The organism is Neobacillus sp. B24 (assembly GCF_055381825.1).
In genome coordinates this window covers 2910508-2935549 of the sequence record NZ_AP035777.1, presented here as the reverse complement: position 1 = coordinate 2935549, position 25042 = coordinate 2910508, and the positions used below count along the sequence as shown (strand labels likewise).

The 25042-nt window shown below is 42.0% G+C and carries 22 protein-coding genes and 1 pseudogene; 22 read left to right on the top strand and 1 reads right to left on the bottom strand.

Annotation, left to right across the window (positions count from 1 at the left end):
• Positions 1–2: 2 nt before the first annotated feature.
• The 21 genes and pseudogenes from ACZ43M_RS14425 (at position 3) to ACZ43M_RS14325 (ending at position 22586) form a co-directional block, all read left to right on the top strand.
• Positions 3–1634: a sensor histidine kinase gene (locus ACZ43M_RS14425; protein ID WP_464503255.1), complete on the top strand. Its 1632-nt coding sequence runs from the start codon at positions 3–5 to the stop codon at positions 1632–1634.
• Between the two features lie 326 nt (positions 1635–1960).
• Entirely contained in the window at positions 1961–5017 is a 3057-nt protein-coding gene (locus ACZ43M_RS14420) for an efflux RND transporter permease subunit (protein ID WP_464503254.1), read from the top strand.
• A 395-nt stretch (positions 5018–5412) separates the two neighbouring features.
• Positions 5413–6075: a response regulator transcription factor gene (locus tag ACZ43M_RS14415; protein WP_464503253.1), complete on the top strand. Its 663-nt coding sequence runs from the start codon at positions 5413–5415 to the stop codon at positions 6073–6075.
• 167 nt (positions 6076–6242) lie between these two features.
• Positions 6243–7070 carry an electron transfer flavoprotein subunit beta/FixA family protein gene (locus tag ACZ43M_RS14410; RefSeq protein ID WP_464503252.1) on the top strand — a complete coding sequence of 276 codons (828 nt, stop codon included), beginning with the start codon at positions 6243–6245 and terminating at the stop codon, positions 7068–7070.
• Positions 7071–8090: an electron transfer flavoprotein subunit alpha/FixB family protein gene (locus ACZ43M_RS14405; protein WP_464503251.1), complete on the top strand. Its 1020-nt coding sequence runs from the start codon at positions 7071–7073 to the stop codon at positions 8088–8090.
• A 227-nt stretch (positions 8091–8317) separates the two neighbouring features.
• A complete protein-coding gene (gene trhO, locus ACZ43M_RS14400) occupies positions 8318–9289 on the top strand; it encodes an oxygen-dependent tRNA uridine(34) hydroxylase TrhO (RefSeq protein ID WP_464503250.1) in 972 nt (323 codons plus the stop codon).
• A 91-nt stretch (positions 9290–9380) separates the two neighbouring features.
• The gene (locus ACZ43M_RS14395; RefSeq protein ID WP_464503249.1) at positions 9381–9698 is read left to right on the top strand and encodes a hypothetical protein; all 318 of its coding nucleotides are present in this window, start codon (positions 9381–9383) and stop codon (positions 9696–9698) included.
• Positions 9699–9833: 135 nt separating this feature from the next.
• On the top strand, positions 9834–10775 hold the full coding sequence (locus tag ACZ43M_RS14390; RefSeq protein WP_464503248.1) for an alpha/beta hydrolase family protein: 942 nt from the start codon (positions 9834–9836) through the stop codon (positions 10773–10775).
• A gap of 150 nt (positions 10776–10925) precedes the next feature.
• Complete coding sequence (locus tag ACZ43M_RS14385; RefSeq protein WP_464503247.1) at positions 10926–11108, top strand: Fur-regulated basic protein FbpA; 183 nt, start codon at positions 10926–10928, stop codon at positions 11106–11108.
• Between the two features lie 500 nt (positions 11109–11608).
• Positions 11609–12244, top strand: a pseudogene (locus tag ACZ43M_RS14380) (flavin-containing monooxygenase); the annotation flags it as partial.
• Between the two features lie 1092 nt (positions 12245–13336).
• Positions 13337–14212 carry an alpha/beta hydrolase gene (locus ACZ43M_RS14375; RefSeq protein WP_464508027.1) on the top strand — a complete coding sequence of 292 codons (876 nt, stop codon included), beginning with the start codon at positions 13337–13339 and terminating at the stop codon, positions 14210–14212.
• A gap of 308 nt (positions 14213–14520) precedes the next feature.
• Complete coding sequence (locus ACZ43M_RS14370; protein ID WP_464503246.1) at positions 14521–15243, top strand: GntR family transcriptional regulator; 723 nt, start codon at positions 14521–14523, stop codon at positions 15241–15243.
• A gap of 201 nt (positions 15244–15444) precedes the next feature.
• Positions 15445–16533, top strand: a complete 1089-nt coding sequence (locus tag ACZ43M_RS14365) for an ABC transporter substrate-binding protein (RefSeq protein WP_464503245.1) — start codon at positions 15445–15447, stop codon at positions 16531–16533.
• Between the two features lie 14 nt (positions 16534–16547).
• Positions 16548–17606 (top strand): ABC transporter ATP-binding protein, encoded by a 1059-nt coding sequence (locus ACZ43M_RS14360; RefSeq protein ID WP_464503244.1) that lies wholly within the window; start codon positions 16548–16550, stop codon positions 17604–17606.
• Positions 17607–17619: 13 nt separating this feature from the next.
• The gene (locus tag ACZ43M_RS14355; RefSeq protein ID WP_464503243.1) at positions 17620–18540 is read left to right on the top strand and encodes an ABC transporter permease; all 921 of its coding nucleotides are present in this window, start codon (positions 17620–17622) and stop codon (positions 18538–18540) included.
• On the top strand, positions 18537–19337 hold the full coding sequence (locus ACZ43M_RS14350) for an ABC transporter permease (protein ID WP_464503242.1): 801 nt from the start codon (positions 18537–18539) through the stop codon (positions 19335–19337). The genes ACZ43M_RS14355 and ACZ43M_RS14350 overlap by 4 nt, the downstream gene beginning before the upstream one ends.
• A 15-nt stretch (positions 19338–19352) precedes the next feature.
• Positions 19353–19676: a (2Fe-2S)-binding protein gene (locus tag ACZ43M_RS14345; protein ID WP_464503241.1), complete on the top strand. Its 324-nt coding sequence runs from the start codon at positions 19353–19355 to the stop codon at positions 19674–19676.
• A complete protein-coding gene (locus ACZ43M_RS14340) occupies positions 19666–20754 on the top strand; it encodes an NAD(P)/FAD-dependent oxidoreductase (RefSeq protein ID WP_464503240.1) in 1089 nt (362 codons plus the stop codon). Before ACZ43M_RS14345 ends, ACZ43M_RS14340 begins: the two co-directional genes overlap by 11 nt.
• A gap of 33 nt (positions 20755–20787) precedes the next feature.
• Complete coding sequence (locus ACZ43M_RS14335) at positions 20788–21117, top strand: (2Fe-2S)-binding protein (RefSeq protein ID WP_464503239.1); 330 nt, start codon at positions 20788–20790, stop codon at positions 21115–21117.
• On the top strand, positions 21118–22215 hold the full coding sequence (locus ACZ43M_RS14330; protein ID WP_464503238.1) for an NAD(P)/FAD-dependent oxidoreductase: 1098 nt from the start codon (positions 21118–21120) through the stop codon (positions 22213–22215). It begins immediately after the preceding gene.
• A 35-nt stretch (positions 22216–22250) separates the two neighbouring features.
• The gene (locus ACZ43M_RS14325; protein ID WP_464503237.1) at positions 22251–22586 is read left to right on the top strand and encodes a DUF1904 family protein; all 336 of its coding nucleotides are present in this window, start codon (positions 22251–22253) and stop codon (positions 22584–22586) included.
• A 165-nt stretch (positions 22587–22751) separates the two neighbouring features.
• On the opposite strand, the gene ACZ43M_RS14320 is transcribed toward ACZ43M_RS14325, so the two are convergent.
• On the bottom strand, positions 22752–23531 hold the full coding sequence (locus ACZ43M_RS14320; protein WP_464503236.1) for an alpha/beta fold hydrolase: 780 nt from the start codon (positions 23529–23531) through the stop codon (positions 22752–22754).
• A gap of 323 nt (positions 23532–23854) precedes the next feature.
• Between ACZ43M_RS14320 and ftsZ the strand changes: the two genes are divergently transcribed.
• Positions 23855–25018, top strand: a complete 1164-nt coding sequence (ftsZ, locus tag ACZ43M_RS14315; protein ID WP_464503235.1) for a cell division protein FtsZ — start codon at positions 23855–23857, stop codon at positions 25016–25018.
• Positions 25019–25042: the final 24 nt, after the last annotated feature.

Genomic DNA, 25042 nt, shown 5'->3' with positions numbered 1-25042 from the left:
CAGTGAAAAAATTTAGGGATTACTTTCATTTTTCGATCATTCAGCGGACCATCCTCTTATCCAGTTTCAGCATTATCCTAATTGGAACGGTCTTGACCGCCGCCAGCTATTACATCCAGGGAAAACTTATGTCTGAAAACTTGGATAAGCAGGCCCGCGGGGTGGCACAGATGGCGTTTAGCCGTTTTGACCTTCAGGACATTAAAGAAATACAAACCAATCATGATTTACATTCTGCTGTTCATCAACGGATACTAAAGGAATTAACAGATATTACAAAGGAAAATCCGAATATTGCCCAGGTGGTGCTTGTGGACATTGGTGTTAATGAAAAAGATGAATCCATGGCCTTGGCCATCCATCAAAACTACCTGGATATAGGTATGAGACCCGGCGATATGGTGGAGCAAAATCCTATTTTCGTCAACCTGTACAAAGAGATTGCTGTGACAGGCGAAACGAAAAGTTCTGGAATCTATCGTGATATGCTCGGTGAATGGTCCAGTATTTTAATACCATTCAAGGATGAGAACGGAAAAGTCATCGCTATGTTTGTGATGGATATGAGTGCCAGTGAAATAAGGGAGGACCAGCTAATGGTACTTACGCGGCTCGTTGGCGCTTTTGGTATTTTACTAATCTTATCCATTGCCATTCAAACGCTTGCTTTAAAAAGAACTTTGTCACCGCTTAAACTTTTATTGAATGCCGTTCAGGAATTGGGACAGGGGAATTTTAGTATTCAGCTTAACATCAATAGAAAAGATGATTTAGGGAAATTGGCAGAAGGCTTCAATACGGCGGTTAATAACATTAAAAGCTTAATTAGCAAAGTCATCTCTACCGCTCATCAAGTAAGTGAAGCTCCGCAAAAAGCGAAACCATCATTACAAGTAGAGCAGCTCACTGCCGATGAATTAATTCAGACTGCCATCAATCAGATGAACATGATTGAGGACAATTATTCGAACCTAAAGGTATTTTCCAAAACGTTGGAGCAATATTCTAATAGGATTGAAGAGTTAACCTTGTTAGAAGAAAGAAGAAGGCTTTCGAGAGATATGCACGATACCGTAGGCCATGTCTTTACAGGGATTATTACCGGCCTGGACGCACTCCCGTATATTAGTAATAAAGAGGAAGCAAATCAATATATACAGGAATTATCAAACTTGGCCAGAAAGGGACTTGATGATTTGCGTCAAACAATTCACACGTTACCTTTGGCAGAAAAAGAGCAAACATTCTTGGAGAACTGCACAGACTTAGTCGATGATTTTATCAAGCATACGGGAACTAAAGTCGAGTTTCATTCAGAAGGGCAGGAGCGGGCATTAGGGGACTTGGTTAAATCCTCTTTAATCCGCTGCCTTCAGGAGTCGTTGACTAACGGTATCAGGCATGGTCACGCCTCACAAATCTATGTAACTATTCGATTTTTAGAGGACTCCATTCAACTGCAGATCAAGGATAACGGAACCGGTACGGATGAGATACAATATGGTTTTGGCCTAAACTCAATGTCCGACAGGATGCTTACCGTCGGAGGAACGTTCCACGTCCAGTCGTCGGAAAAACTCGGGACTACTGTGTCCTGCACGGTACCCCTTCCGAAATATTTACCTGAGAGTTGAATATTTGAATCTATGAAAAGCTGCTCCATTTAAATGGAGCGGCTTTTTTGTGGTCTTATCACTTTCCCTCATATGACTTTCCCATAATTAATATGACTTTTTAGATGACCAAATTCACTATTGGTTATTATCTACAAATCTTAAACTGAATTTAGATGAGATAACCGCGGGGAACCAGTAGAACCGTCCCCGTGGTTCCTAGGTCTCTGGTCGCAGATGAATTTACAGCAGCCGCCTGAGGTTGTGGTGTGTATGGAAATCCTATAATGAAAAAGGTAAATCTGGAAAAAAGGGGAAACTAAACAAAGTTATGGAGGAGAAATGTTATGCAGTCATGGATTAAATTTTCTTTAAAAAATGCAGGGGTTATTTTTATTGCGATGTTAATGGTGATCGCGGGTGGTATTTATTCGGTCAAAACGATGAAGATGGAGTCGATGCCGAATGTCGACATCCCTTACATCATCGTGCAGGTTCCATATGTTGGCGCGACGCCGGAACAAGGATTAGAGGATATCGGGAAGCCTTTGGAAACGACGCTGTCTGGAATGAAGAAACTCGATAATCTTTATGTCGAAGCACATAGCAATGTTGTGGTCGGGATTCTCGAGTTTGAGATGAGCAAGGACATGGAGGAAGCGGAGAAGGATGTGACGACAGCAGTCGCTTCCATCCAGCTGCCGGACGGTGCAGAGAAACCGCAAATTATCAAGGACGGCCCTTCGGCGATGCCAGTCTTTCAGTTTGCCCTTTCATCTGAAACTGCCAATCAATCCGACCTCACACAATATATCAATGAACACATCAAGCCAGCCTTAACTGGAATTGACGGTGCAGGGGCAATTGATATCAATGGTGAAACTGAAAAAGAAGTGGCTATCAAACTTAACCCGGAAAAGATGGAACAGTTCGGGATTTCTTACGAGACCGTCAAGCAAACATTTGTTGCGCATCATTTCTCGTTTCCAGCCGGACAAATCAACCTTGATGACAAAACGTTAAATGTGCAGGCTGATTCCAAACTTGAATCTATCCAAGATGTGAAGAATATAAAAATCTTATCTCAAGGGCCTCAAGGTATTGTGAATGTGAGTTTATCGGAGATTGCCGACGTTTCTTATAGCAATAAAAAGGAGCAGGTATACACCCGATTGAATGAGAAGCCGGCCGTCTTGGTGGAAATGAAGGCACAGCCAGGCTCCAACACCGTTGAAGTGGTAGGTAAAGCGAAGGAAGAATTGGATAAATTGGACCTTCCGGAAGGATATACGTTAACCAAATTATTTGATACCTCAAAAGAAGTCAAAACATCAGTCGATGGTATGCTTCGCGAGGTATTGCTGGGTACACTGTTTGCGGTTATTGTAACGTTCTTATTTTTGCGAAATATCCGGGCAACCATTGTCGCTGTGCTTTCGATTCCATTATCGATCCTGGCTTCGATGGTGACGTTAAAATATTTTGGCTACAGCCTAAACATGATGACCCTGGCGGGAATTGCCGTTGCCGTCGGCCGGGTTATTGATGACTCAATTGTGGTCATTGAAAATGTGTACCGCAGAACCCTATCAAGTCCTAAACGAGATGAAAGATTGGTACTGGTAGCTGCGAAAGAAGTAGGCGGAGCGATTACTTCATCTACATTGACCACGATTGCTGTGTTCGGACCGCTGTCGTTTGTACCAGGAATTATTGGCCGATTCTTTGCCCCGTTTGGGATCACTGTCATCGTGGCGCTCGCGTTTTCATTAATTGTCGCTTTAACGGTTGTTCCATTGTTAGCGAAGTTATTTTTACTAAACATTAAGCATAAAGAAGTGAAGGAAGCTTGGTTTGAAAAAGCCTATAAAAATACATTGACATGGGTGTTACATCGTCGTGCCGTAACGATTGTGCTTGCAGTAGTGATGTTTATCGGGTCACTCGCTTTGGTACCAATGATTCCGAAGAACTTTTTACCGCAGGAAAAAGCTGTTTCCTACCGATTAACCGGGGAACTGCCGGATGGAACTTCATTAGAAAAAGCCAATGAGCTTGCCGTGAAAGTAGAAAAGATTTTAGCGGAAGAAAGTCATATTAAAAATGCTCAAACTATTGTCAGTGGTGACTTTATTCGTTTTTCGATTGATTTAAATGCTGAAGTAACGAAGGAACAAACCAGCGATTTTGAAAAGAATGTTAGATCGAAGGTTGAAAAATTGGATGATGGCATGCAGGTAGCACTTTCTCCGGTCGGAATTGTCGGAACATCCGGTCTTGGGCTGATCGTTGAGGGTGGCAATGCCAAAGATTTAGAAACCGCCGGGAAGCTGATCGTTGATAAAATCAAGGATATTGACGGATTGGAGAATGTTGAATCGAACCTTTCCGGTGTGAAGGAACAGCTGCAGTTATCAATTGATGACACCAAAGCGGCACAAAAAGGGTTGAGCCCGATTATGGTAGCCGGCTTTGTAAGGGAGCTAATTGCAGGCGATACTGTAGGAAATATGCAAGTCGAAGGAAAAACGACCAGTGTTAAATTGCTGTTGAACAGTGGTTCGAGTGACTCGATTGCTGATATTTTAAGTCAAAAAATGACAAACCCTTTAGGTCAGCAAGTAGCTCTATCTGATGTAGCGACTCTTTCAAAACAGCCAAGTCCTTCTGCGTTATACCGGTTAAATCAGGAACAATATGTCCAGGTTTCGGGCCGGATCACAACCGATAATTCTTCGGGCGTCCAAGCTGAGGTCGATAAGCGGCTGAAAACGTTAGATTTACCAAATGGTGTCACCTACCATTCTATGGGCCAGGCGCAAGCAATGAATGAAGGCTTTATCAATATGGCGATTGCGATGGGTGTTGCGGTTGTCCTAGTATTTATTGTGATGCTAGTGGCGTTTGGAAACAGTGTCATGCCGGTTTCGATTCTCTCATCCTTACCGTTCTTGTTCTCGGGTGGATTGCTTGGATTGTATCTTACAAAGCAGGCGCTTGGGATGCCGGCGCTGGTTGGATTCTTGATGTTAATTGGAATCGTGGTAACCAATGCAATTGTGTTAATGGAACGCGTGAAGCAAAATGAGAAGCAAGGTATGGAGATTAAAGCAGCATTGCTTGAGGCAGGCAAGACACGCCTTCGCCCTATCTTAATGACCGCGCTGGCAACGATTGGTGCGTTGTTGCCTTTAGCCCTGTCCAGTGACGGAGGGTTAATTTCAAGGTCTTTGGCCATTGTCGTTATCTCAGGGCTCCTGACTTCGACTTTATTAACCTTGGTGATCGTGCCAACGACGTATCATATTATGCGGTCGATTCAGGCAAAGTTTAGCAGAAAGAATGAAGGTGCAGTGCCTGCAGCTACAAGAAGTCTGGCGAAGATGACAGGACTTTTGAAATAATGGTATGAAGCGGGAGGAGAAGTGTGTGACAGCACTTCTCTTTTTTTATGACCAAATTAATGACCTTCAGACACTAGGGTATATGACTTTTTGTGGTTATTGTATAGGTATATCGGAAATGAAGGCAAAGGTGGAATGAGTCATGAAAAAATATGGGATTTTAGTGATTTTTACAATCTTTTTATTATCAGGCTGCTCCATTGATATTGATATGGGTGTATTAATATCCATTTCTATTGAGTTGCCGTGAAAAAGGAGGAATTACGGGTGCGAAGAAGAAATGTAAAATATGGAGTTTTTGTATTTCCAACCTGGCCAGAAAAAATCTGGATGAGGTTAGAAAAACGATTCATTATCAATGATTCGCCCCGCTTATAAAGGAAGTGTAAGGAAAAATGATAAAAACGATTATTGCAGAAGACCAAGAGCTGATCCGGAAAAGTTTAAAGATTGTCTTGGAAAGCATTTCAGACATCAGTATTATCGGTATGGCTGCAAATGGGAAAGAAGCAATTGAATTATGCGAAAAGGAAAACCCCGAAATTGTATTAATGGATATTCAAATGCCGGAAATGGACGGGGTCAAGGCAACGGAAGAAATAAAAAAGCGTATGCCTCATATAAAAGTCATCATTTTAACAACGTTTCAAGATATCAACTATGTTATGAATGCGCTAAATGCAGGCGCTGAAGGATATATCCTGAAGGCAGTCGACCCGCAGTTTTTAGTCACCGGAATTCAGATGGTTTATCATGGCGGTTCCTTGATTCCCCAGGAGCTTGCCAAAGAAGTTTTTCAATCTGTCAGCCTTAATGACGGAAAGGGCTTACGTGAACAATCCAAAGGTGTCAATCCTTATGAATTAAATCAGCAGGAATTAAAGGTGTTAAAATATTTGTCTCAAGGTCTATCCAATAAAGCTATCTCTGAACGAATGTTTCTCTCCCTTGGGACAGTTAAAAACTATATCTCCAATATTTACTCGAAATTGGATGTCAAAAACCGTTCTTCCGCTATCATGAAAGCAATTGATGAAAAAATCATAAAAGAAAAATAGATTCTAGGCCCCTGAAATGAGGGGTTTTTGTTTTATTAATCAACATTTACAGAAAATTATGAATGTGTGGACATCTCCGATAATAAAGTAATGGTAACGGGCTAATTAGGCCTTTTTAATCGAAAGTGTAAAGCACTATGTGCTGTTTTTTTAAAAGGAGGGATATCATGCTTCATATTGTAGCCTGTATCAAGCAAGTACCAGACACCAAAATTATTAAGATGAATCCGAAAACAAACACGATGGATCGCCGGACGGCGCCAGCGATCTTGAATCCGTATGACGCCCATGCCGTGGAGGAGGCAGTCCGTTTAAAAAAACGCTATGGCGGGACTGTGTCTGTTGTCACGATGGGGCCGCCTCCAGCGGTATCCGCAATTAAAAAGTGCATTGAAATCGGTGCCGATGAGGGTTATTTGATCACAGACCGCCGGTTTGCCGGTGCAGATACGTTGGCAACGAGCTATGCCGTGACAAAGGCGATTGAAAAAATCGCCAAACAGAAGCAGGTTGATTTAATTATTTGCGGAAAAATGTCCATTGACGGCGATACCGGACAAGTTGGACCCGGAATCGCAAGAAGGCTCGATATTCCACCGCTGACTTCCGTGAACAAGGTAGAAGAAATAAATAAAGACGAGGGCTATGCGATTGTCCACCGCAAGTTAGAGGACGGGTATGAGGTCGTTCGTTCCACTTTGCCGTGCTTATTTTCTGTTGAAAAAACCATCAATGAAGTGCCGTATTCTCCACTTCCAAACGTAATAAAGGCTGCCAGGTATCAACCGCATATTTGGTCTGTTGATGACCTGGACGATGTAGATATTAAACAGCTTGGCTTAAAGGGATCGCCAACGATTGTCTCTAAAGTTTGGGCTCCGCCAAAGCCAGCCGGGGGAACGTTCCTTGAAGGCAATCCACGCGAACAAGTGGAGCAGCTGCTTTCAATCGTCCTTGAAAAGAAGGAACTGTTTCAAGTCGAGGGGGGAAATTAGATGGATTTTAAAGATTATACAGGTGTTTGGGTATTCATTGAACAAAAGGACGACAAGGTTGCTTCTGTATCCCTCGAGCTATTGGGGGCCGGAAGAAAGCTGGCCGACAAACGGGGGTGTGAATTGGCCGGCATTTTAATCGGGGAGAATGTTAAACATTTAACGAAGACCCTGTTTGAATATGGAGCTGATACCGTTTATGTCTACGATCAACCTATCTTTAAACATTACCGGACTGAAACATACATGAAAGCATTGCTGGATTGCTCTGATAAACATAAACCGGAAATCATCCTGTACGGCGCTACTTCGACGGGAAAAGACCTGGCAAGCGCTGTAGCCACCGACCTGCCAACAGGCTTGACGGCCGATACGACGGAGCTGGATGTCGAAGAGGAAACCGGATTGCTGTTGGCGAGCCGGCCGGCGTTTGGCGGCAATATTATGGCCACAATCTTATGTAAAAAATATCGGCCGCAAATGGCGACCGTCCGCTCTAAAGTCATGAAGGCGCTGACCCCCGAGTCAGGGCGTACAGGAAAAATCATAGAAGAAACAATATCTTTAAAAGAGGAAGATATTCGGACAAAGGTCTTGGAAATCGTGAAGGAAACTGTAAAGAAGGTACGAATCGATGAAGCCGACATCATTGTTGCCGGCGGTAAAGGGTTAGGCAGCTATGAAGGTTTTCAGCTCATTCACCAATTGGCGGAAACGATTGGCGGAGCAGTTGGTGCCAGTCGGGATGTGGTGGAAGCAGGGTGGATTGACCATGCCCATCAAGTCGGGCAAACCGGGGTGACAGTCACACCTAAAATATATTTTGCCATTGGCATTTCCGGCGCCATTCAACACATAGTCGGGATGAAAAATTCTGGTATCATCATCGCCATTAACAAGGACAAAGAAGCTCCCATTTTTCAAAACTGCCACTACGGAATCGTTGGCGATGCCTTTGAAATCGTGCCGATTCTAATTGAGCAGTTCAAAGAGGCTTTATCCGGGGAAAAAGTAAGCTGAAGCAAGGACAGTTCTATTCAGTTACTATAATCGTTGCCGGACCGAACGTGCTGATTCATGTTCGGTCTTTTGCTGTTAGTTGGGATGCTTAGATGGCGGCACCTGAATGCCCATAAATTCTATTCCCATGCATTAACATTGAAAAATCCTCCATAAACCTGTAAAATACTTTTTATATTTTTGTGTTTATAAAGTATACAATTATAAATTAGTAGGTGAATGAAGTAATGACCACACAAAAACCATACAGGGTACTTCTATACTATATGTATGTTCCAATAGAAAACGCGGAGGAGTTTGCGGCCGACCATTTAAAGTTCTGCAAAGAGCTTGGCCTAAAAGGGCGCATTCTCGTGGCACATGAAGGAATTAATGGGACTGTTTCTGGATCGATTGAAGCAACGGAAGAATACATGAATGCTATGAAGGCTGATGCTCGGTTTGCCGACACGGTTTTTAAAGTGGATGAATCCGAAAAGCATGCTTTTAAAAAGATGTTCGTACGCTATCGGAAAGAGCTTGTCACTCTTCGCTTGGAGGATGATGTCAATCCAAACGAGACCACCGGAAAATATTTAAGTCCAAAAGAGTGGATGGAAGCAATGCAAGATGATGACACCGTTGTGATTGATGCTCGAAATGATTATGAATATGAGTTGGGTCATTTCCGCGGGGCAATTAAACCTGATATTAAGGCGTTCCGGGAGCTGCCTGAGTGGATTCGCGAGAATAAAGATATGTTTGAAGGTAAAAAAATTCTAACGTATTGTACAGGCGGCATTCGCTGTGAGAAATTTTCCGGCTGGTTAGTTAAGGAAGGCTTTGAAGATGTGAGCCAGCTTCACGGAGGCATTGTTACTTACGGCAAGGATCCAGAAACGCAAGGAAACCTGTGGGATGGACAATGCTACGTGTTTGATGAGCGGATTAGTGTTCCAGTCAATCACGTTGAGCATGTGATTGTCGGCAAGGATTACTTTACCGGCGAACCGTGCGAACGATATGTCAACTGCGCCAATCCGGAATGCAATAAACAAATACTGTGTTCTGAGGAAAATGAACACAAATACTTGCGCGGATGTACGCATGAATGCCGTGTTCACCCAAGAAATCTATACGTGAAGGAACATGGATTAACACCAGAGCAAGTAGAAATGAGAGTTAAGGAATTGGAAAAAGAAATCGCAGTACAAGGCTAAAAGATTTTTCTTTTGGCCTTTTTTATTTGTTAGAAACAATCCTAATGGTCATACTAAAATAAATTAGCAAAATCACTAAGGAATGGTAAAAATGCCGCGTAAGTCTGCACAAAATAATGAGGAACCTGAAAAAGAATTAGAGGGCCCAATTGACAGGAATAGTAATAGTGAAGTTGAAAATCTAGCACGGATGCTCGGTGCAGTATTAACCTACTTGACCGATGATGAACTGGAAGAGATCGACATCGAAGGCCTAATCGACAATACGGAAGGTCTAAGGAACTGGTGGAATCAATATCAGGAAGGTAATAAGAAACAGCTTGAGGAAGAAATAAAAAAATCTCTCGGTGAACTATCACTAAAAGAACTTCAAAAAATCCAGGAAAAAATTAAAGAAAAACAGGAGTAAAAAGCCATGGTTTCTTATTGGAATCATGGTTTTTTTCACCATGATAATTCTTTAAAGTTGCAGGTTTTTAGCTGGGAAATGTCGAAATTGTAAAATAGTCATTTTGTACTAGTTGGATAGAAGGGGAGATTAGTAGTGGAGGGTAAAACATTAGTAGAAGAAAATATTGTGGTTGGTGCCGGCACCAAGTACCCGCTGAATGGAAGGTTAACCCTTCCTAGTGAAATGAATGGTCCGGTTCCAGTGGTGGTCTTGGTTCATGGTTCCGGTCCAAGTAATATGGACGGAAATGTGGGCAATAATTATGTGTTAAGAGATTTTGCTGAAGGGTTGTCGGAAACAGGGATTGCGTCCATTCGCTATGATAAAAGAACCTTCGTGTATGGAAAAGAAATGAAACATGATGGCGGATTGTCTGTGAAAGAAGAAACGATTGAGGATGCAATCCTTGCTGCTCAGTTATTGCGAAATGATCCTCGGATTGATTCAAGCAAAATCTTTATTATCGGCCATAGCATGGGCGGGATGCTGGCTCCGAGAATTGACGCAGAAGGTGGAAATTTCGCTGGAATCATTATTATTGCCGGATCGCCGCGGACATTGGAAGAGATTATGATGGATCAAAACAATGTTGTGTTAGATTCGTTAAATAGGTTTGTGCGATTCATCGCCAAGAAACAAGTAGCTGCTTTGGCATCCAAGTTTGATAAAATTTATCAACTAAGTGACGAAGAGGCAAAATCAACCCCAGTTTTGGGTAAACACCTTGTGGCCTATTATTTTAAAGAGGCGGGCGAGCATCCAGCGGGCAACTATTTAAAAGAGTTGGAAAAACCGATTTTCATCATACAGGGAGAAAAAGATGTCCAGGCCTCAGTAGAAAAGGATTTCAATGGGTACAAAAATTTACTTGGCGATAAGGAAAATGCAGCATTTAAACTATATCCTAATTTGAACCACATGATGATGCCATCGATTTATGGAGAACTCCTAAAAGTACAAAAAGAATATAAAATTGCACAGAAAGTCGACCAACAAGTTATCAACGATATAGCTGATTGGATTTTAGCAAATTAATAAATACACTGGGGCACTAACTTGGGATTAGTGCCTTTTTTATTTTATTTTTATTTCCTACTTTACAGATAGGAATTATAAGTTTATACTTTAAATATGTTAATGAAATCGGAAAAAAGTTGTTTTTGTTATACAAAAGGAGTGTTTCTCATGAGACAGAACGATGAAAAAAAACGTCAAAAACTGATCAATAAACTGATTTTTCTCAATGTATATAAGATAGAAGATCAACAACTTTATGAGATGCCACTTCGTAAATTGGAAAATGAGTATCGGAAATATAAATTACAAAACCACCCACATGGGGAGTTTAGTTCGATTCAGTGGGTTTAACTTATTATTAAAAGAGGAAAGGACCCGAGATATTACTCGGGTCCTTTCCTTTTAAGTTGAATCTCTTTGACCTTTTGCGGGACCATGGGGACGGTTCTAATATAGGCAATCGGAAGTTTTGCTCAAGTTTCGAAGCACTTTATAAGTAAACGGAATTTTAATCTAAAGGAATTACTTCTAAGGAATTATCGCAAAATTTTTGATTGCCTGAGTAAGCAGGAAGTTTTAAAGTTTTTGTACAAGTAATTCGACATCCATAGTCAAATTTCCTGCTTCTACTGGTGCCAAATGGAAGGCTGCGATATCAACTACATTTTTTGTGGAATGATGGTTGAATTTGTCTAGAGAATAGTAAAGTATTCTGAAGGGATTTTTTTCCTCCAAGGAGAATTTGTATATGTTGTAAACGGTTACAAATTAAGCCGTGGGACGGTCTGCTTGAGCTGGATTCTATTTTCAGTTTGAAAGCAGAACATCCGGCACTAAGGAGGAATTGGGAGATGGCATTAAATGAACAAAACGTTCAGGAGTTCGATGCTGTAGTTGTTGGGGCTGGTTTCTCAGGATTGTACATGCTTCATCGACTGCGCGAGGCAGGCTACTCGGTTCGCGTTTATGAAGCGGCCGAGGATGTCGGGGGCACCTGGTATTGGAATCGCTACCCGGGCGCACGCTGTGACATCGAAAGTATCTACTATAATTATACTTTTTCAAAAGAAATCTTGAACGAGTGGACATGGTCTTCGCGATACGCAGAACAGCCGGAAATCTTAAGCTATATAAATTTTGTGGCAGATAAACTGAACTTAAGGCGCGACATCCAATTCAATACAAGGATTACCGCTGCGCGCTACAATGAGGAAAACCGCAACTGGGAAATTCGCATGGACGATGGTACGCGCGTCACCGCTGAATACTTTATCCCCGCCATTGGCTGCCTTTCTGCATCCAACATCCCGAACTATAAGGGCTTGGACAGCTTCAAGGGCGAGAAGTACCACACTGGAAGATGGCCGCATGAAAAAGTGGATTTCAGCGGTAAGCGTGTAGGAGTGATTGGAACCGGCTCGAGTGGAATTCAAGCGATTCCAGTGATTGCCAAGGAAGCTGGCCATCTGACTGTTTTTCAACGGACCCCACAATACAGCTGCCCGGCAGAAAACCATCTCTATGATGCTGAAACTATTCGGCAAACAAGGGAAAATTACGATGAGATTAAACAACTCATGCGTTATTCGCAGCACGGGGTACCGTTGGCATCCCGGATGGTATCTGTATTGGCAGAAACCCCTGCAGAGAGGGAGAGTCAATTTGAACAGGCTTGGCAAGAGGGCGGTTTATTTAGCATGCTCTATACTTACAATGACATAGGCTTGCTGCCAGAAGCCAATGAACCAGCCGCAACCTATATACGCTCCAAGATTACACAAATCGTGAAAAACCCCGAAACAGCACAAAAGCTATTGCCTTCCTACTACTTTGGAACAAAACGACCGATCATTGATACCGACTATTACGAAACCTATAATCGAGAAAATGTTTCGCTAGTCGATATAAAAGCAGCACCAATTGTAGAAATTACCCCGACTGGAATCAAGACGGCAGACGACCAATATGATCTGGATGTCCTTGTTTTTGCGACAGGTTTTGACGCGATGACAGGTCCGTTGTTTAAAATTGATATCCGCGGGCGGAATGATGTTTCATTAAAAGATAAGTGGGCAGACGGTGCCGAACTGAAGACTTTCCTTGGTCTTGTGACGACTGGATTTCCAAACATGTTCATGCTGACTGGTCCGCAGAGCCCATCCGTTCTAAGCAATATGCTGGTTTCGATTGAACAGCATGTGGATTGGGTGGCAGACTGCATTGATTATCTGCGTGAGCATCATTTACAGGGATTCGAGGCAACCGTTGAGGCTGAAGAATTCTGGAGCCAGCTATGCCACTCCATTGCCGACATGTCACTGTTAACCAAAACGGATTCCTGGTATATGGGGGCCAACATCGAAGGCAAGCCGCGGGGATTCCTTGCCTTTGCTGGCGGGGTCGGGCTGTACCGGCTGCTTTGTGATGATGTCGCAGCCAGGGGCTATGAAGGGTTCACTTGCGCTTTGGCATCGGATGGTACAGATCAAGGCTTAGTAAAAGAGGGATTCTTTAAGGGAGATCTTGATCCACAAGCATGGTTTATTTTAAAACAATTGGAATCTGCCGGAGCGCCGCCAATGGAAATGCTGACACCTGAATTGGCACGAATGGGCGATTTTAGCCTGTTAGCAGGAGCTCCAGAAGCAGTAGAGAAGGTAGAGGAGAAGAAGATTCCAGTGGCGGGTGGGGAAATCACGGCCCGGATTTACACACCTGCTGGTGAAGGCCCATTCCCGGCATTGATTTATTACCATGGCGGAGGCTGGGTTATTGGCAATTTGGATACTGTTGATGTACCTTGCCGAATGCTGGCAAACAGAGCGGGTTGTGTGGTCGTGTCTGTCGATTACAGATTGGCACCTGAGTACAAATTCCCTACTGCTGCAGAAGATGCGTACGCTGCTGCGAAGTGGGTGGCGGAATATGGTGAGTCGATTGGGGTTGACCCAGAGCGAATTGCCGTTGGCGGTGACAGTGCCGGAGGAAACCTTGCAGCCGTTGTCGCTTTGATGGCCCGAGAACAGGGAGGCCCGTCACTTGCTTATCAAATGCTGATTTATCCAGTGACGAATCACTCCTATGATACAGGTTCATACCGGGACAATGCCGAAGGGTACTTCCTAACAAAAAATACGATGGTTTGGTTCTGGAATCATTATCTGCGTGATGAGCAGGATGGTCTGAATCCATATGCTTCGCCATTACTAGCCGAGGATTTAAGCGGTCTTCCGCCAGCATTGGTAATTACGGCAGGGTTTGACCCGCTGCGCGATGAAGGAGAAGCGTACGCGGAACGGTTAAAAGCGGCAGGAGTACCGGTGGAAGCAACCCGCTATGATGGCATGATTCATGGTTTCTTCTGGATGCCAGGTGTGCTGGCGGCAGCCCATTACGGAATCCACCAAGCAGCGAATGCTTTGAAGCAGGCATTTTATGCGGTTAAGAGTAAATAGAAAAATTGTGAACGGTTGGAGGTTAAATCAGATAGAGAGGATCCGTCTACTATAGAGGCTTCATAGTACCAATGTAGCAATAAAGCCATCTTGTTCTTATTCGGGGGTGGCTTTTATTTTTTTACAAAAGCGGCAGTGTGGCGTCATATTAAATCAGACTCACTTGGCGAGATATTATGAACAAAAAAATATTTATCGAACAATTCCAAAAATATTGACAACTAAGGAAGAACATTGTAAATTATCTATTAATAGTAAAAAAGTATAAAACTTATAAAGTTATATTATTATAAAATAGGTGAGATGGTATGAAGATTGATAAAAGTAGCCATGTGCCTCTTTATCGCCAAGTGGAAGAGGTATTAGAAGAAAAAATCATTTCCAAGCAGTGGGAGGTTGGTTATCAGCTTCCAACCGAACAAGAATTAGCTGTGCATTTTGAAGTAAGCACCATTACTGTTAAACGTGCGATCATTGAGTTGGTGAACAAAGGGTACCTATACCGCCAAAGCGGAAAAGGGACTTTTGTAGCAGAAAACAACACTAACGGACAGGATATGAAGGCGTTGATTTTGTCCACAGACGAAGGTGACGAGGAACATCCACACGAATTAATAAGTTTCACAGTGGAAAATAGGGAAGTTGAAGTGGCAGGCAAATTTGGATTAAAGCCTGATGCAAAAATCTTTATCATCAAACGATTAAAAATCGAAAAAGATATCCCGGCTGCGATGGAGTTTTCGTATTTGCCATTTGATAAATGTCCAAATCTCACTCCTAATGATATAAAAAATGAACTGATCTATAACATATTAAAGAATAAATATCATATTTCATTGGGGAAAGCGCGGTTATTCATTAAGCCACATATTGCAATTGGTGAACTGGCGGAGAGACTTCAAATAGAACCTGGTACGCCCGTGTTTGAGTGGGAGAGATTTACATATACCAAGCAGGGAGAGGTAATTGAGTACTCAAAATTTTATGTTCGCCAGGACAAATTCACTTATTATACAGAGATCAATTTATAGTCGACAACTAGATAAAATTTTTTGATGAGATAAAAAGTATAATATTATAACGTAATAGATTATAATATTATACTTTTTGTAAACTCTTATCTGAAAATTTTAAAGATTATATTAATATACACTAACATTTGAAGGGGGAAAGAAGGCTGTCACTCGGTTTTATCCACTTTAGAAAAAATATATTACCAAGGAGGAATGGTTGTGAAAATAAGAAAAGCATCATTAATTTTAATTATTTGTCTTGTAATTGGTATCATGTCGGCTTGTGGCAGTGAAGCAGGAAGTTCAACGGCTGGTAAATCTGCAAGTGAAGGTGGAAAAACATTAGTTTTGGCTGCATACGGTGGAAGCTATGAAAAGAAAATGAAAGAAGAACTTATACCATTATTCGAAAAGGAATATGGCGTGAAAGTAAAGTATATCACTGGCAGCTCAGTAGATACCTTGTCAAAGCTCCAGGCTCAAAAGGCTAAGCCGCAAATCGATATTGCGTTCTTGGATGATGGGCCGCAAGCTCAAGCAAAGGCTTTTGGTTTACTCGCCCCATTAGATGAGAGTATCGTAACGAACTTGAAGGATGTATATGATATCGCAAAGGATAAGGACAATATCGGAGTAGGTTTCTCGATTATTACTACTGGCCTGGCTTATAACAAAGATACGTTTAAACAAAATGGCTGGGATCCAATTAAATCTTGGAATGACTTAGCTGATTCGAAGTTTAAGGGCAAATTGGTATTGCCATCCATTGCCAATACGTATGGAGTGCATATGCTTCTTATGGCTGCAATCGCTAATGGTGGAAGTGCGGAAGATATTGAACCTGGATTCAAGAAAATGAAGGAAATTTCCAAAAATGCCGTCACATTTGATAAAACGGCCGATGTTTCTAACTATTTCTTACAGGGACAAACTGTCGCAAGCGCTTGGGGAAGCAGCAGGGTGTATACCTTACAGGACACCGGATTCCCGATTGAGTATGTGATTCCCGAGGAAGGTGCACCTGCTTTAATGGCAACTGTTAGTGTAGTTAAAAATGCACCAAATGCAGAACTGGCACAGAAATTCGTTAATTTTATATTAAGTGAAAAAACACAGGTTGAATTTTCACACGCATTATTTAACGGACCAGTTAATAAAAACGTAAAACTAGAAGGAGATATTACTGACAAAATTGTCTACGGCGAAGAGGAAATTGCGAAGCTTGTAAAAGTGGATTGGGAATATGTCAATAACAAAAGGGCCGAGTGGACAGAAAGAGCTAATAAAGAAATTGAAGTAGCCCAATAAAATGAGGTGAAAACATGAGTTATTTATGCCTTGAAAATGTAGTAAAAACCTTTAATAAAACAGAAGTTGTGAAAAAGTTGAACCTCGAAATCAAACAGGGGGAGCTAGTGTCTTTCCTAGGACCTTCCGGCTGCGGAAAAACTACAACTCTAAACATGATTGCCGGGTTCTTGGAAGTAGACGGAGGAAAAATCGTGGTGGACGGAAAGCCAGTCCACTTGCTTCCCCCGAATAAGAGGGAAATGGGCATGGTTTTTCAAAACTATGCTCTCTTCCCCCATATGACTGTGTTCGATAATGTCGCTTATGGTTTAAAACTCCGCAAGGTAAATAAGGATGAAATTAAATCCCGTGTGGCGGAAGCGCTCGAGATGGTTCGGCTGACAGGCTATGAAACTCGTTACCCCAAAGAGTTATCCGGGGGTCAGCAGCAGCGTGTTTCCTTAGCTAGAGCACTTGTAATCAAGCCGAAAGTCTTATTGCTTGATGAACCATTAAGTAATTTGGATGCTAAGCTGCGTCAGGAAATGCGTGAGGAAATCGTGGAAATTCAAAAGAAGGTCGGGATTACGACAATTTTTGTTACCCATGATCAGGAAGAGGCACTTGCCATTTCGGACCGGATAGCGGTTATGTATCAAGGCAGAATTGAACAGCTTGATACCCCAGTAGAGATCTATAACCACCCACAAACCGATTTTGTTTCCAGATTTATTGGGGAAGTAAACCAGATTCAAGGCCAAGTAGTTCAAACCATAAATGAGAAAGAACATTTAGTTTCTTTTGGGGGCTATGAACAAGGTTTAACAGGATATACAGCAGCAGATGGGTTAATTGATTTTTATATTCGCCCGGAGAAAATACAAGTCTCATTAGAAGAACGTGAAGGTCTTAAGGTCAAGGTGGAAAGGAAAATGTTCTTGGGCTCGAAGACTCGCTACATTTTACAAACCAAGGATAAGCATATTATTGCTGATATTTCTAATACTGTTTTGAATCCCGATCAGGTTCAAGAGGGGAAAACTGTAAGTATCCATTGGAACCCAGAGGATTTATTAGCAACCAAAAAGTGAGGTGACAAGACCCGTGCAGGCTGAAACCACGTTTCATGAACAGAAAATGTTAATTAAACAGAAAAAAAAGAATCTATCGAAGAAAAGACTGGATTATTGGCTCTTATTACTTCCGACCCTTGGCACCTTTATTTTCTTTTTTCTGCTTCCACTGTTCTTCCTTTTTATCACAAGCTTTAAAACGTTTGATGCGGCTAGCGGAATTGGCAATGACTGGACACTTCAAAATTATATAAAATTTCTTTCCGATACATTTTATCTTGGTGTTGTTTGGAGGACAGTAAAAATTGCCTTGCTTACTACCTTAATATCCATTGTCATTTCGTATCCGGTTGCCTATCAAATTACGAAAGCAAAGGGAAAAAGTAAAAATTATTTAACACTATTGGTTCTGTCTCCTCTGTTAATTAGTATGGTTATTCGCTGTTATGGCTGGGTAATATTGCTAAACAATAATGGTGTTATCAATAATACATTACTGGAGCTTGGTTGGATTGATAAGCCATTAACATTGCTTTATACGGAAACAAGCGTAGTGATTGGCATGGTTCACGTTTTATTTCCATATATGGTTCTAAGTATTATGGGTTCGCTTGAAAGAATTGATCCATCGGTCATCCGCGCTTCTCAGAATCTTGGTGCAAGCCCATTTCGTACCTTCTTTTCTATTGTTCTACCATTAACCTTGCCTGGCATCTTTGCGGGTTCCGTCATGGTTTTTAGTTTAGGAGTAAGTTCATTCGTCACACCTGCAATACTTGGGGGGCCACAGGTAAAATTGATGTCGTTCCTTACATATGAACAAGTGGCTGTCATGTTGAATTGGCCTTACGGATCGGCGATTGGATTCATCTTAATCTTTATTGCAACTTTTTCAATCATTATTTATAGCAAACTATTAACTGCGACTAAAAAAGGAGTGGCCATTCAATGAGGAAGATATTGCCTAAATTCGGCTTAAATCTCTTTTGTCTGCTCGTTTATATCTTTTTGGCTGCTCCAATCGTGGTTGTTCTATTGTCATCGCTGACTGCCACTGATTATATTGTATTTCCTCCCAAAGGTTTGACCTTAAAGTGGTACACCGAATTAGTCAATCATCCTGAATTTATGCAGTCGTTCATGCTCAGTATTGGCGTTGCATTCGGCACGGCCATTATTTCGACGATTATTGGAACCATGGCTTCGATTGCTGTTGTCAGGTATCAGTTCAAAGGGAAAACAGCCATCATGCAGCTAGTCGGTTCACCACTTTTAATCCCATCCGTTGTTTTTGGGGTTGCTCTATTGCAATTTTATTCCTGGGTTGGTTTGGCCACGAGTCCGGCGGCTTTGATAATCGGGCATTTTATTTTAACCATCCCGTTTGTCATGCGTTTGGTTGTTGCTAGTTTAGTAGGCTTTGACCGTACAATTGAACAAGCGGCAATGAATCTTGGGGCTGGAAGCATGAGAGTGTTTTTTCAAATTACGCTTCCGATTATTAAATCAGGTGTTATTGCAGGAGCTATCTTTGCATTCATTACCTCATTCGACGACTTAACGGTTGCTCTATTTATTGTAAGTACCGATGTCGTTACGCTTCCAGTACGTATTTATACCTATATGCAATATCAGTATGATCCGATTATTACCTCTGTATCTAGTATTATGATTCTTTTAACTGTTGTTTTAATGGTTGTGATTGAGAGGGTATTAGGTGTTGGAAAGGTATTTCAATCGAATAATTGATAAGAAGGTGTTTTTATGCACATCAAACATCACCCCGTTTTAGGGGATAAGATTCAAAAACAAGTAACCATTTATTTTAATGATGAACCATTCACTGCCTATGAACACCAATCCGTAGCTGCTGCCTTGTATGCTAATGATGTAAAAAAATTAGGGGTAAGCCGCAATTTAGTCCAGCCCAGAGGATTGTTCTGCACGCGGGGAAGATGCTGCAGCTGCTATGTAACGGTCAATGGAGAGGATCATGTTCGGTCTTGTCTAACCGAGGTTGAGGATGGGATGAAAATTTATCCTAATGATGGTGATCCGGTAGTAAGGGGTGAGAACTATGGAGACTGATGTTCTTATTATTGGTGCCGGCCCCGCTGGTCTTATGGCCGCCATAGAAACCGCATCAAGGGGGCTGGATGTAACGATTGTGGAAGAATCACTTTCAATGGGCGGGCAATTCATGCAGCAAACCCAGGTACTTCATTCGCTGCCTTCTGCTTATCAGCCTATGCGTGGCTTTGAGATTGCCGAACGATTACGAAAACAAGTGGAGGATTCATCCGTTCGTTGTTTGTTAGGTCATCGTGTGATTGGTTTCTACAAGGATGGAAGTGTTGGAATTTCGGATGAAACCAACGTATTTCCGCTAAAAGCGAAAAAAATTATTGTTGCTACAGGTGCAGCTGAAAATGCCGTTGCCTTTCCGAAATGGACGCTCCCTGGGGTCATGACCATTGGGGCAGCCCAAACCCTAATCAATCGGGATTTAGTCATGCCTGGAAAAAATGCTGTCATCGTTGGATCCAGTGACTTTGCGATGGACGTTGCTCTTCAGCTCTCTGAAATTGGTGTTAGGGTTGAGGCGATAGTGGAAAATGGTACAACCTTCTTTGCGCATGACAAAGAAAAAGTGGAGCAGGTTCGTAAAGTTGGGATTCCGGTTCATGTTAACACTTTGATAAAAGAAGCCAGGGGAATCGGAAAAGTTGAGGAAGTTGATCTTGTAGAGGGAGATCAAGTTACGACAATTAGAGTTGATGCCGTTTGTGTGGATGGCGGCCGCTCCCCGATCCTTGATGTTTTTTACCAGCTAGGCTGTTCTTTCGGCTATCAAAAAGAATTGGGCGGTTGGATTCCACAATACAACAAAGAATTACAAACAGATCGGAAGGATGTTTTTTTAGCAGGGAACGCTGCCGGGGTTAGTACACAGGGCGTTTTACTAGTGACGGGGAAGATTGCCGGAATCAATGTTTGTGAAGCTCTGGGGGCCATAAGTAAGCAAGAGGCTGAAATCGAGACAGCCTCCCTATGGAGCGAGCTCGAAATTCTTGAAACGAAGCTGTATCCTGATGCATGGAAAGCCAGAAACCGGCATGTCGGAAACTATGAACATCCAGTCCTAACGGATCAATTTATCTCTTAGTTTTAAAAGTTAAGAGACTAGAAGGTGAATATATTGGATAAAACCACAATTATTTGTCGATGTGAAGAAATTAGTTATGAGGAAATCGAGGAAGTTATTTCGAATGGAGCACGAAGATTTGATGATGTAAAAAGACTGACACGCTGCGGCATGGGACCCTGCCAGTCGAAAATATGCGCAAACCTGGTCGCAGGAATTATTCATGAAAAAACAGGCCTTCCTTTCACTGAGATTCCACTGCCACGAATGAGAATGCCAATTAGCCCCATTAAGCTGGAAACACTTGCAACCAAAAGTACCACATTTTCCTCTGTCAAATCTGTGTTAGACGAGGTGGAGTTAGAAGATGGGAAGGTGAGATAGATGGGAACAAATTATGAAACCATTATTATCGGAGGAGGGGTTGTCGGCAGCAGCATCGCGTATCATCTTTCGGAACGCCAGAAAGAAGGGATTCTTGTGCTGGACCAAAAATTTCCGTTGTCGGGAACGTCAGGTTCGACGCAGGCATGGGTGTGGGTACATAATAAAACACCTTCCTGGTATGCTGAGTTTAATATGTATAGCGCCGAACTTTATCCGTTTTTATCGAAAAAAATTGGTGACGTTGAATATAAACGAACGGGCGGACTTTCTCCATTTTTTAATGAGGGTGACCGCGAAAAATTCTTGCAGCTTGCTGAGGCTTATAAGGAAATTGGCATTAAAATCAAGGTCCTATCCCGCGAAGAAGCCTTGGAAAAAGAACCCTCGCTTAATCCCGAGGCAGCAGGCGCAACCTATAGTTCCATTGACGGGAACGTCAACCCTTTTCGCTTAGTCGATATGTATATGAGGGCGGCCAAGAAGAATGGTGTTCACTATTCTACATATAACAAAGTAACAGAAATCCAAAGGTTGCATGATGAGTTCATTGTCGTTTCCCAGAAAGGAACCTATGTCGGCAAAAATCTAGTGCTTGCCGGAGGCACCTGGTCAAGAGAATTAGGGAAATTAATTGACATCGACATTCCTGTAAACCAGTTGAGAGGGCAAATTCTGGTTACAGAACCCCTGAAGCCATTCTTGAACTATACAATTAGCGGGCTGCGTCAGGCTGTTAATGGGGAGGTACTAATCGGTTACTCGATGGAAAAAGAAGGATTTAACCGGGCAACCACATTGGATGTCATTCAAGAAACGGCGAATCTGGCAGTCCATTATGTCCCTGGCTTAAGAAAAGCCAAAGTGGTGCGGGCGTTTTCCGGTATTCGAGCCATGCCGGAGGATGGATTTCCGATACTTGGGAATATACCGGGCTTTGATAATCTTTATGTGGCGGCAACTCACAGTGGGGTAACCCTTTCTCCGCTAATTGGAACGCTTATGACCGAATTAATTCTAGATGGGGAGACATCCATACCCATTGACCGCTATTCCATTAGTCGATTTGATTCATTGGTTGATAGCAATAGTCGATAGTTTGCTAAATAAAAGTGTATTTTGGAGGGAAAAAAGTGCCACATTTATTCATAAGAGGAGTTTCAGTAGATCAGGTAAAAACAATGAGTACCACTTTAGTTCAAGATTTAGCAGATTTATGTGCTTGCGGAACAGACAATTTCACCTTGGAAGTTGTCCATTCTACTTATGTATTTGATGGCAATGAAGTGCCTGGGTATCCATTAATAGAAGTAAAGTGGTTTCAACGCGGGCAGGAAATTCAGGATCAATTTGCCAATATTGTGACCAAACATATACAAACGTTTGGAATTCCAGAAGTAGAGGTAGCCTTTAGTACATTTTTGGAAACTGCTTATTATCTAAATGGGAAAAGTTTCGCTACATCATAACTTTAACGTTATAAGGTTTTAACGTTTTAATTTATGAAGGCAAGTAACTATATAATTTGTGAACAAAAAGTTAGAAATACAATCGAGGGCATCGAAGGGCCCCATTTAGCCAGAAGGCCGTTTCCAGTCGGAAGCGGCCTTCTGTTATGAAAATGGATAAGTAAATCAATTAGAACTATTTTTTAAAAAGTCCACTACTACCCGATTAAATTCGTCCGTTTTCTCAATTCTACCTTCATGGCCTGCTTGATCTATCGTATATAATAATGAATTTGGAATTAATTTATGCATTCTCCTTTGATTGAAGACGGGACAAATTTTATCGTTCTTGCAGGAGATGACCAAAGTGGGGCTATTTATTCCTTTCAAAGTTTCTCGATAGTCAATTTGCAGACATTCATTAAGCCCAGCCAGCGTTCCATCAAGATGTTCCGACCAAATTGGCATGACTTTTTGGATATTTTCTTCACTCTGGTTATACAAGCATTTCAATGTTGCACCAGTCTGGAAATTTTCAAGGTTCAAATTGGCGATATATTTCCTGTTGCTCCACAATAAAAATTTCTTAAGCCACTTCGGCACATAAAAAAGCGTGTTTGCCAAAATCAGGGACTTTACTCTTTCTGGATAGTTCTTACAGATTTCTTGGGCTGTCATCCCGCCCATTGAAAAGCCAAGAAAATGGGCTTGGCCTATGCCTAATACATCCAATAACTCTACAATATCTTTGGCAAACTCTTTGATCGTTATTTCCTGACCCTCAGAACACCGGGTTTGTCCAAATCCCCGCAAATCGGGAATAATTAACTCAAAATGTTCAGCGAGCATATACTGAAACTTCCAGCCTTCCTTTCGTTCGCCCAAGCCATGAATAAGCACTAGCGGCTCGCCAGTTCCCAACCGATCATAGTGGAGGCTGACTCCGTTAACTGACGCTTGATACAAGATAATCCCTCCTATTTTTCCAGAAAATTTACTATTATTATACTATTATAGAACATTCACTCTATTTTTAGTTATGCCAAACGCTATACTCCCGTGTGGGGTTGTAGCGTTTTTTTATTTTTCAGCTCAAAAAAACTTGTTTGTAACTAGAATGTTAACTTCCGTTAATAAAAGTAATGCTATTGTTGTGTATACTAGTTTTTAAAGAAAGATTTTATTCAGCCTTTTACTCTACTTACCTATAAAAAAGAGACGGAAGATTCGAATAATATATAAACATTCTTTATACTTGAAACTAGTTGGATTAAGAAAGAGGGATCACCATGTTTAATTATGATATAAATGTTGACCAATTCGCTTCGATCAAGGTTGTAGGTGTCGGCGGCGGCGGAAACAATGCCGTGAACCGAATGATCGAGGCAGGAATTGAGGGTGTCGAATTTATTGCGGTCAATACCGATGGACAAGCACTGAATCAATCAAAAGCAGAAATCAGAATGCAAATTGGCGCTTCCCTGACAAGGGGGCTAGGAGCAGGGGCAAATCCGGAAATAGGAAAAAAAGCAGCGGAAGAAAGTAAGAAGCAGCTTGAGGAAGTGCTAAAAGGGGCAGATATGGTTTTCGTTACTGCCGGTATGGGTGGCGGTACAGGAACAGGTGCGGCTCCTGAAGTTGCTAACATTGCCAAGAAGATTGGCGCCTTAACCGTTGGGGTCGTTACCCGTCCATTCAAATTTGAAGGCCGAAAGCGTGCTGTCAATGCTGAGCACGGAATTAAAGAAATGAGAGACGCTGTTGACACGTTAATTATTATTCCCAATGACCGCTTATTGGAGATTATCGACAAAAAAACACCGATGCTGGAAGCATTCCGAGAAGCAGATAATGTCCTGCGGCAAGGTGTTCAAGGGATTTCGGATCTCATTGCTGTTCCAGGCCTAATCAATCTTGATTTTGCAGATGTAAAAACCGTTATGTCTCATAAAGGAACCGCCTTAATGGGAATTGGCGTTGCAAAAGGGAGTAATCGTGCATCCGAAGCCGCAAAGTCAGCCTTAAATAGCCCATTGCTGGAAACTTCTATTAATGGTGCTCAAGGGGTTATTATGAACATAACCGGCGGCAGTAATTTAAGTCTTTTTGAAGTACAGGAGGCAGCAGAAATTGTTTCCTCTGCTTCTCATGAAGAATTAAACATGATATTTGGTTCGGTGATAAACGAAAACTTAAAAGACGAAATCATCGTAACCGTTATTGCCACAGGATTCAACGAAGAAGAGGAACGGGTAGTAAAACCGATTTCACAGCCGTCGACTGACATGTCCATTCCAAGCCAAAGAGATCAAATTCAAAGAGAACGTTCACTGCAAAGTCATCATATAAAACAGGAAGAACCGGAACGTGGTTTCGAGCGTGACAAATATGACCAAGGTGAATCTTTAGATGTTCCATCATTCTTACGAAATCGAAGAAATCGATCAAGATAGGGTTTAGGAAAATCTATAGACAAG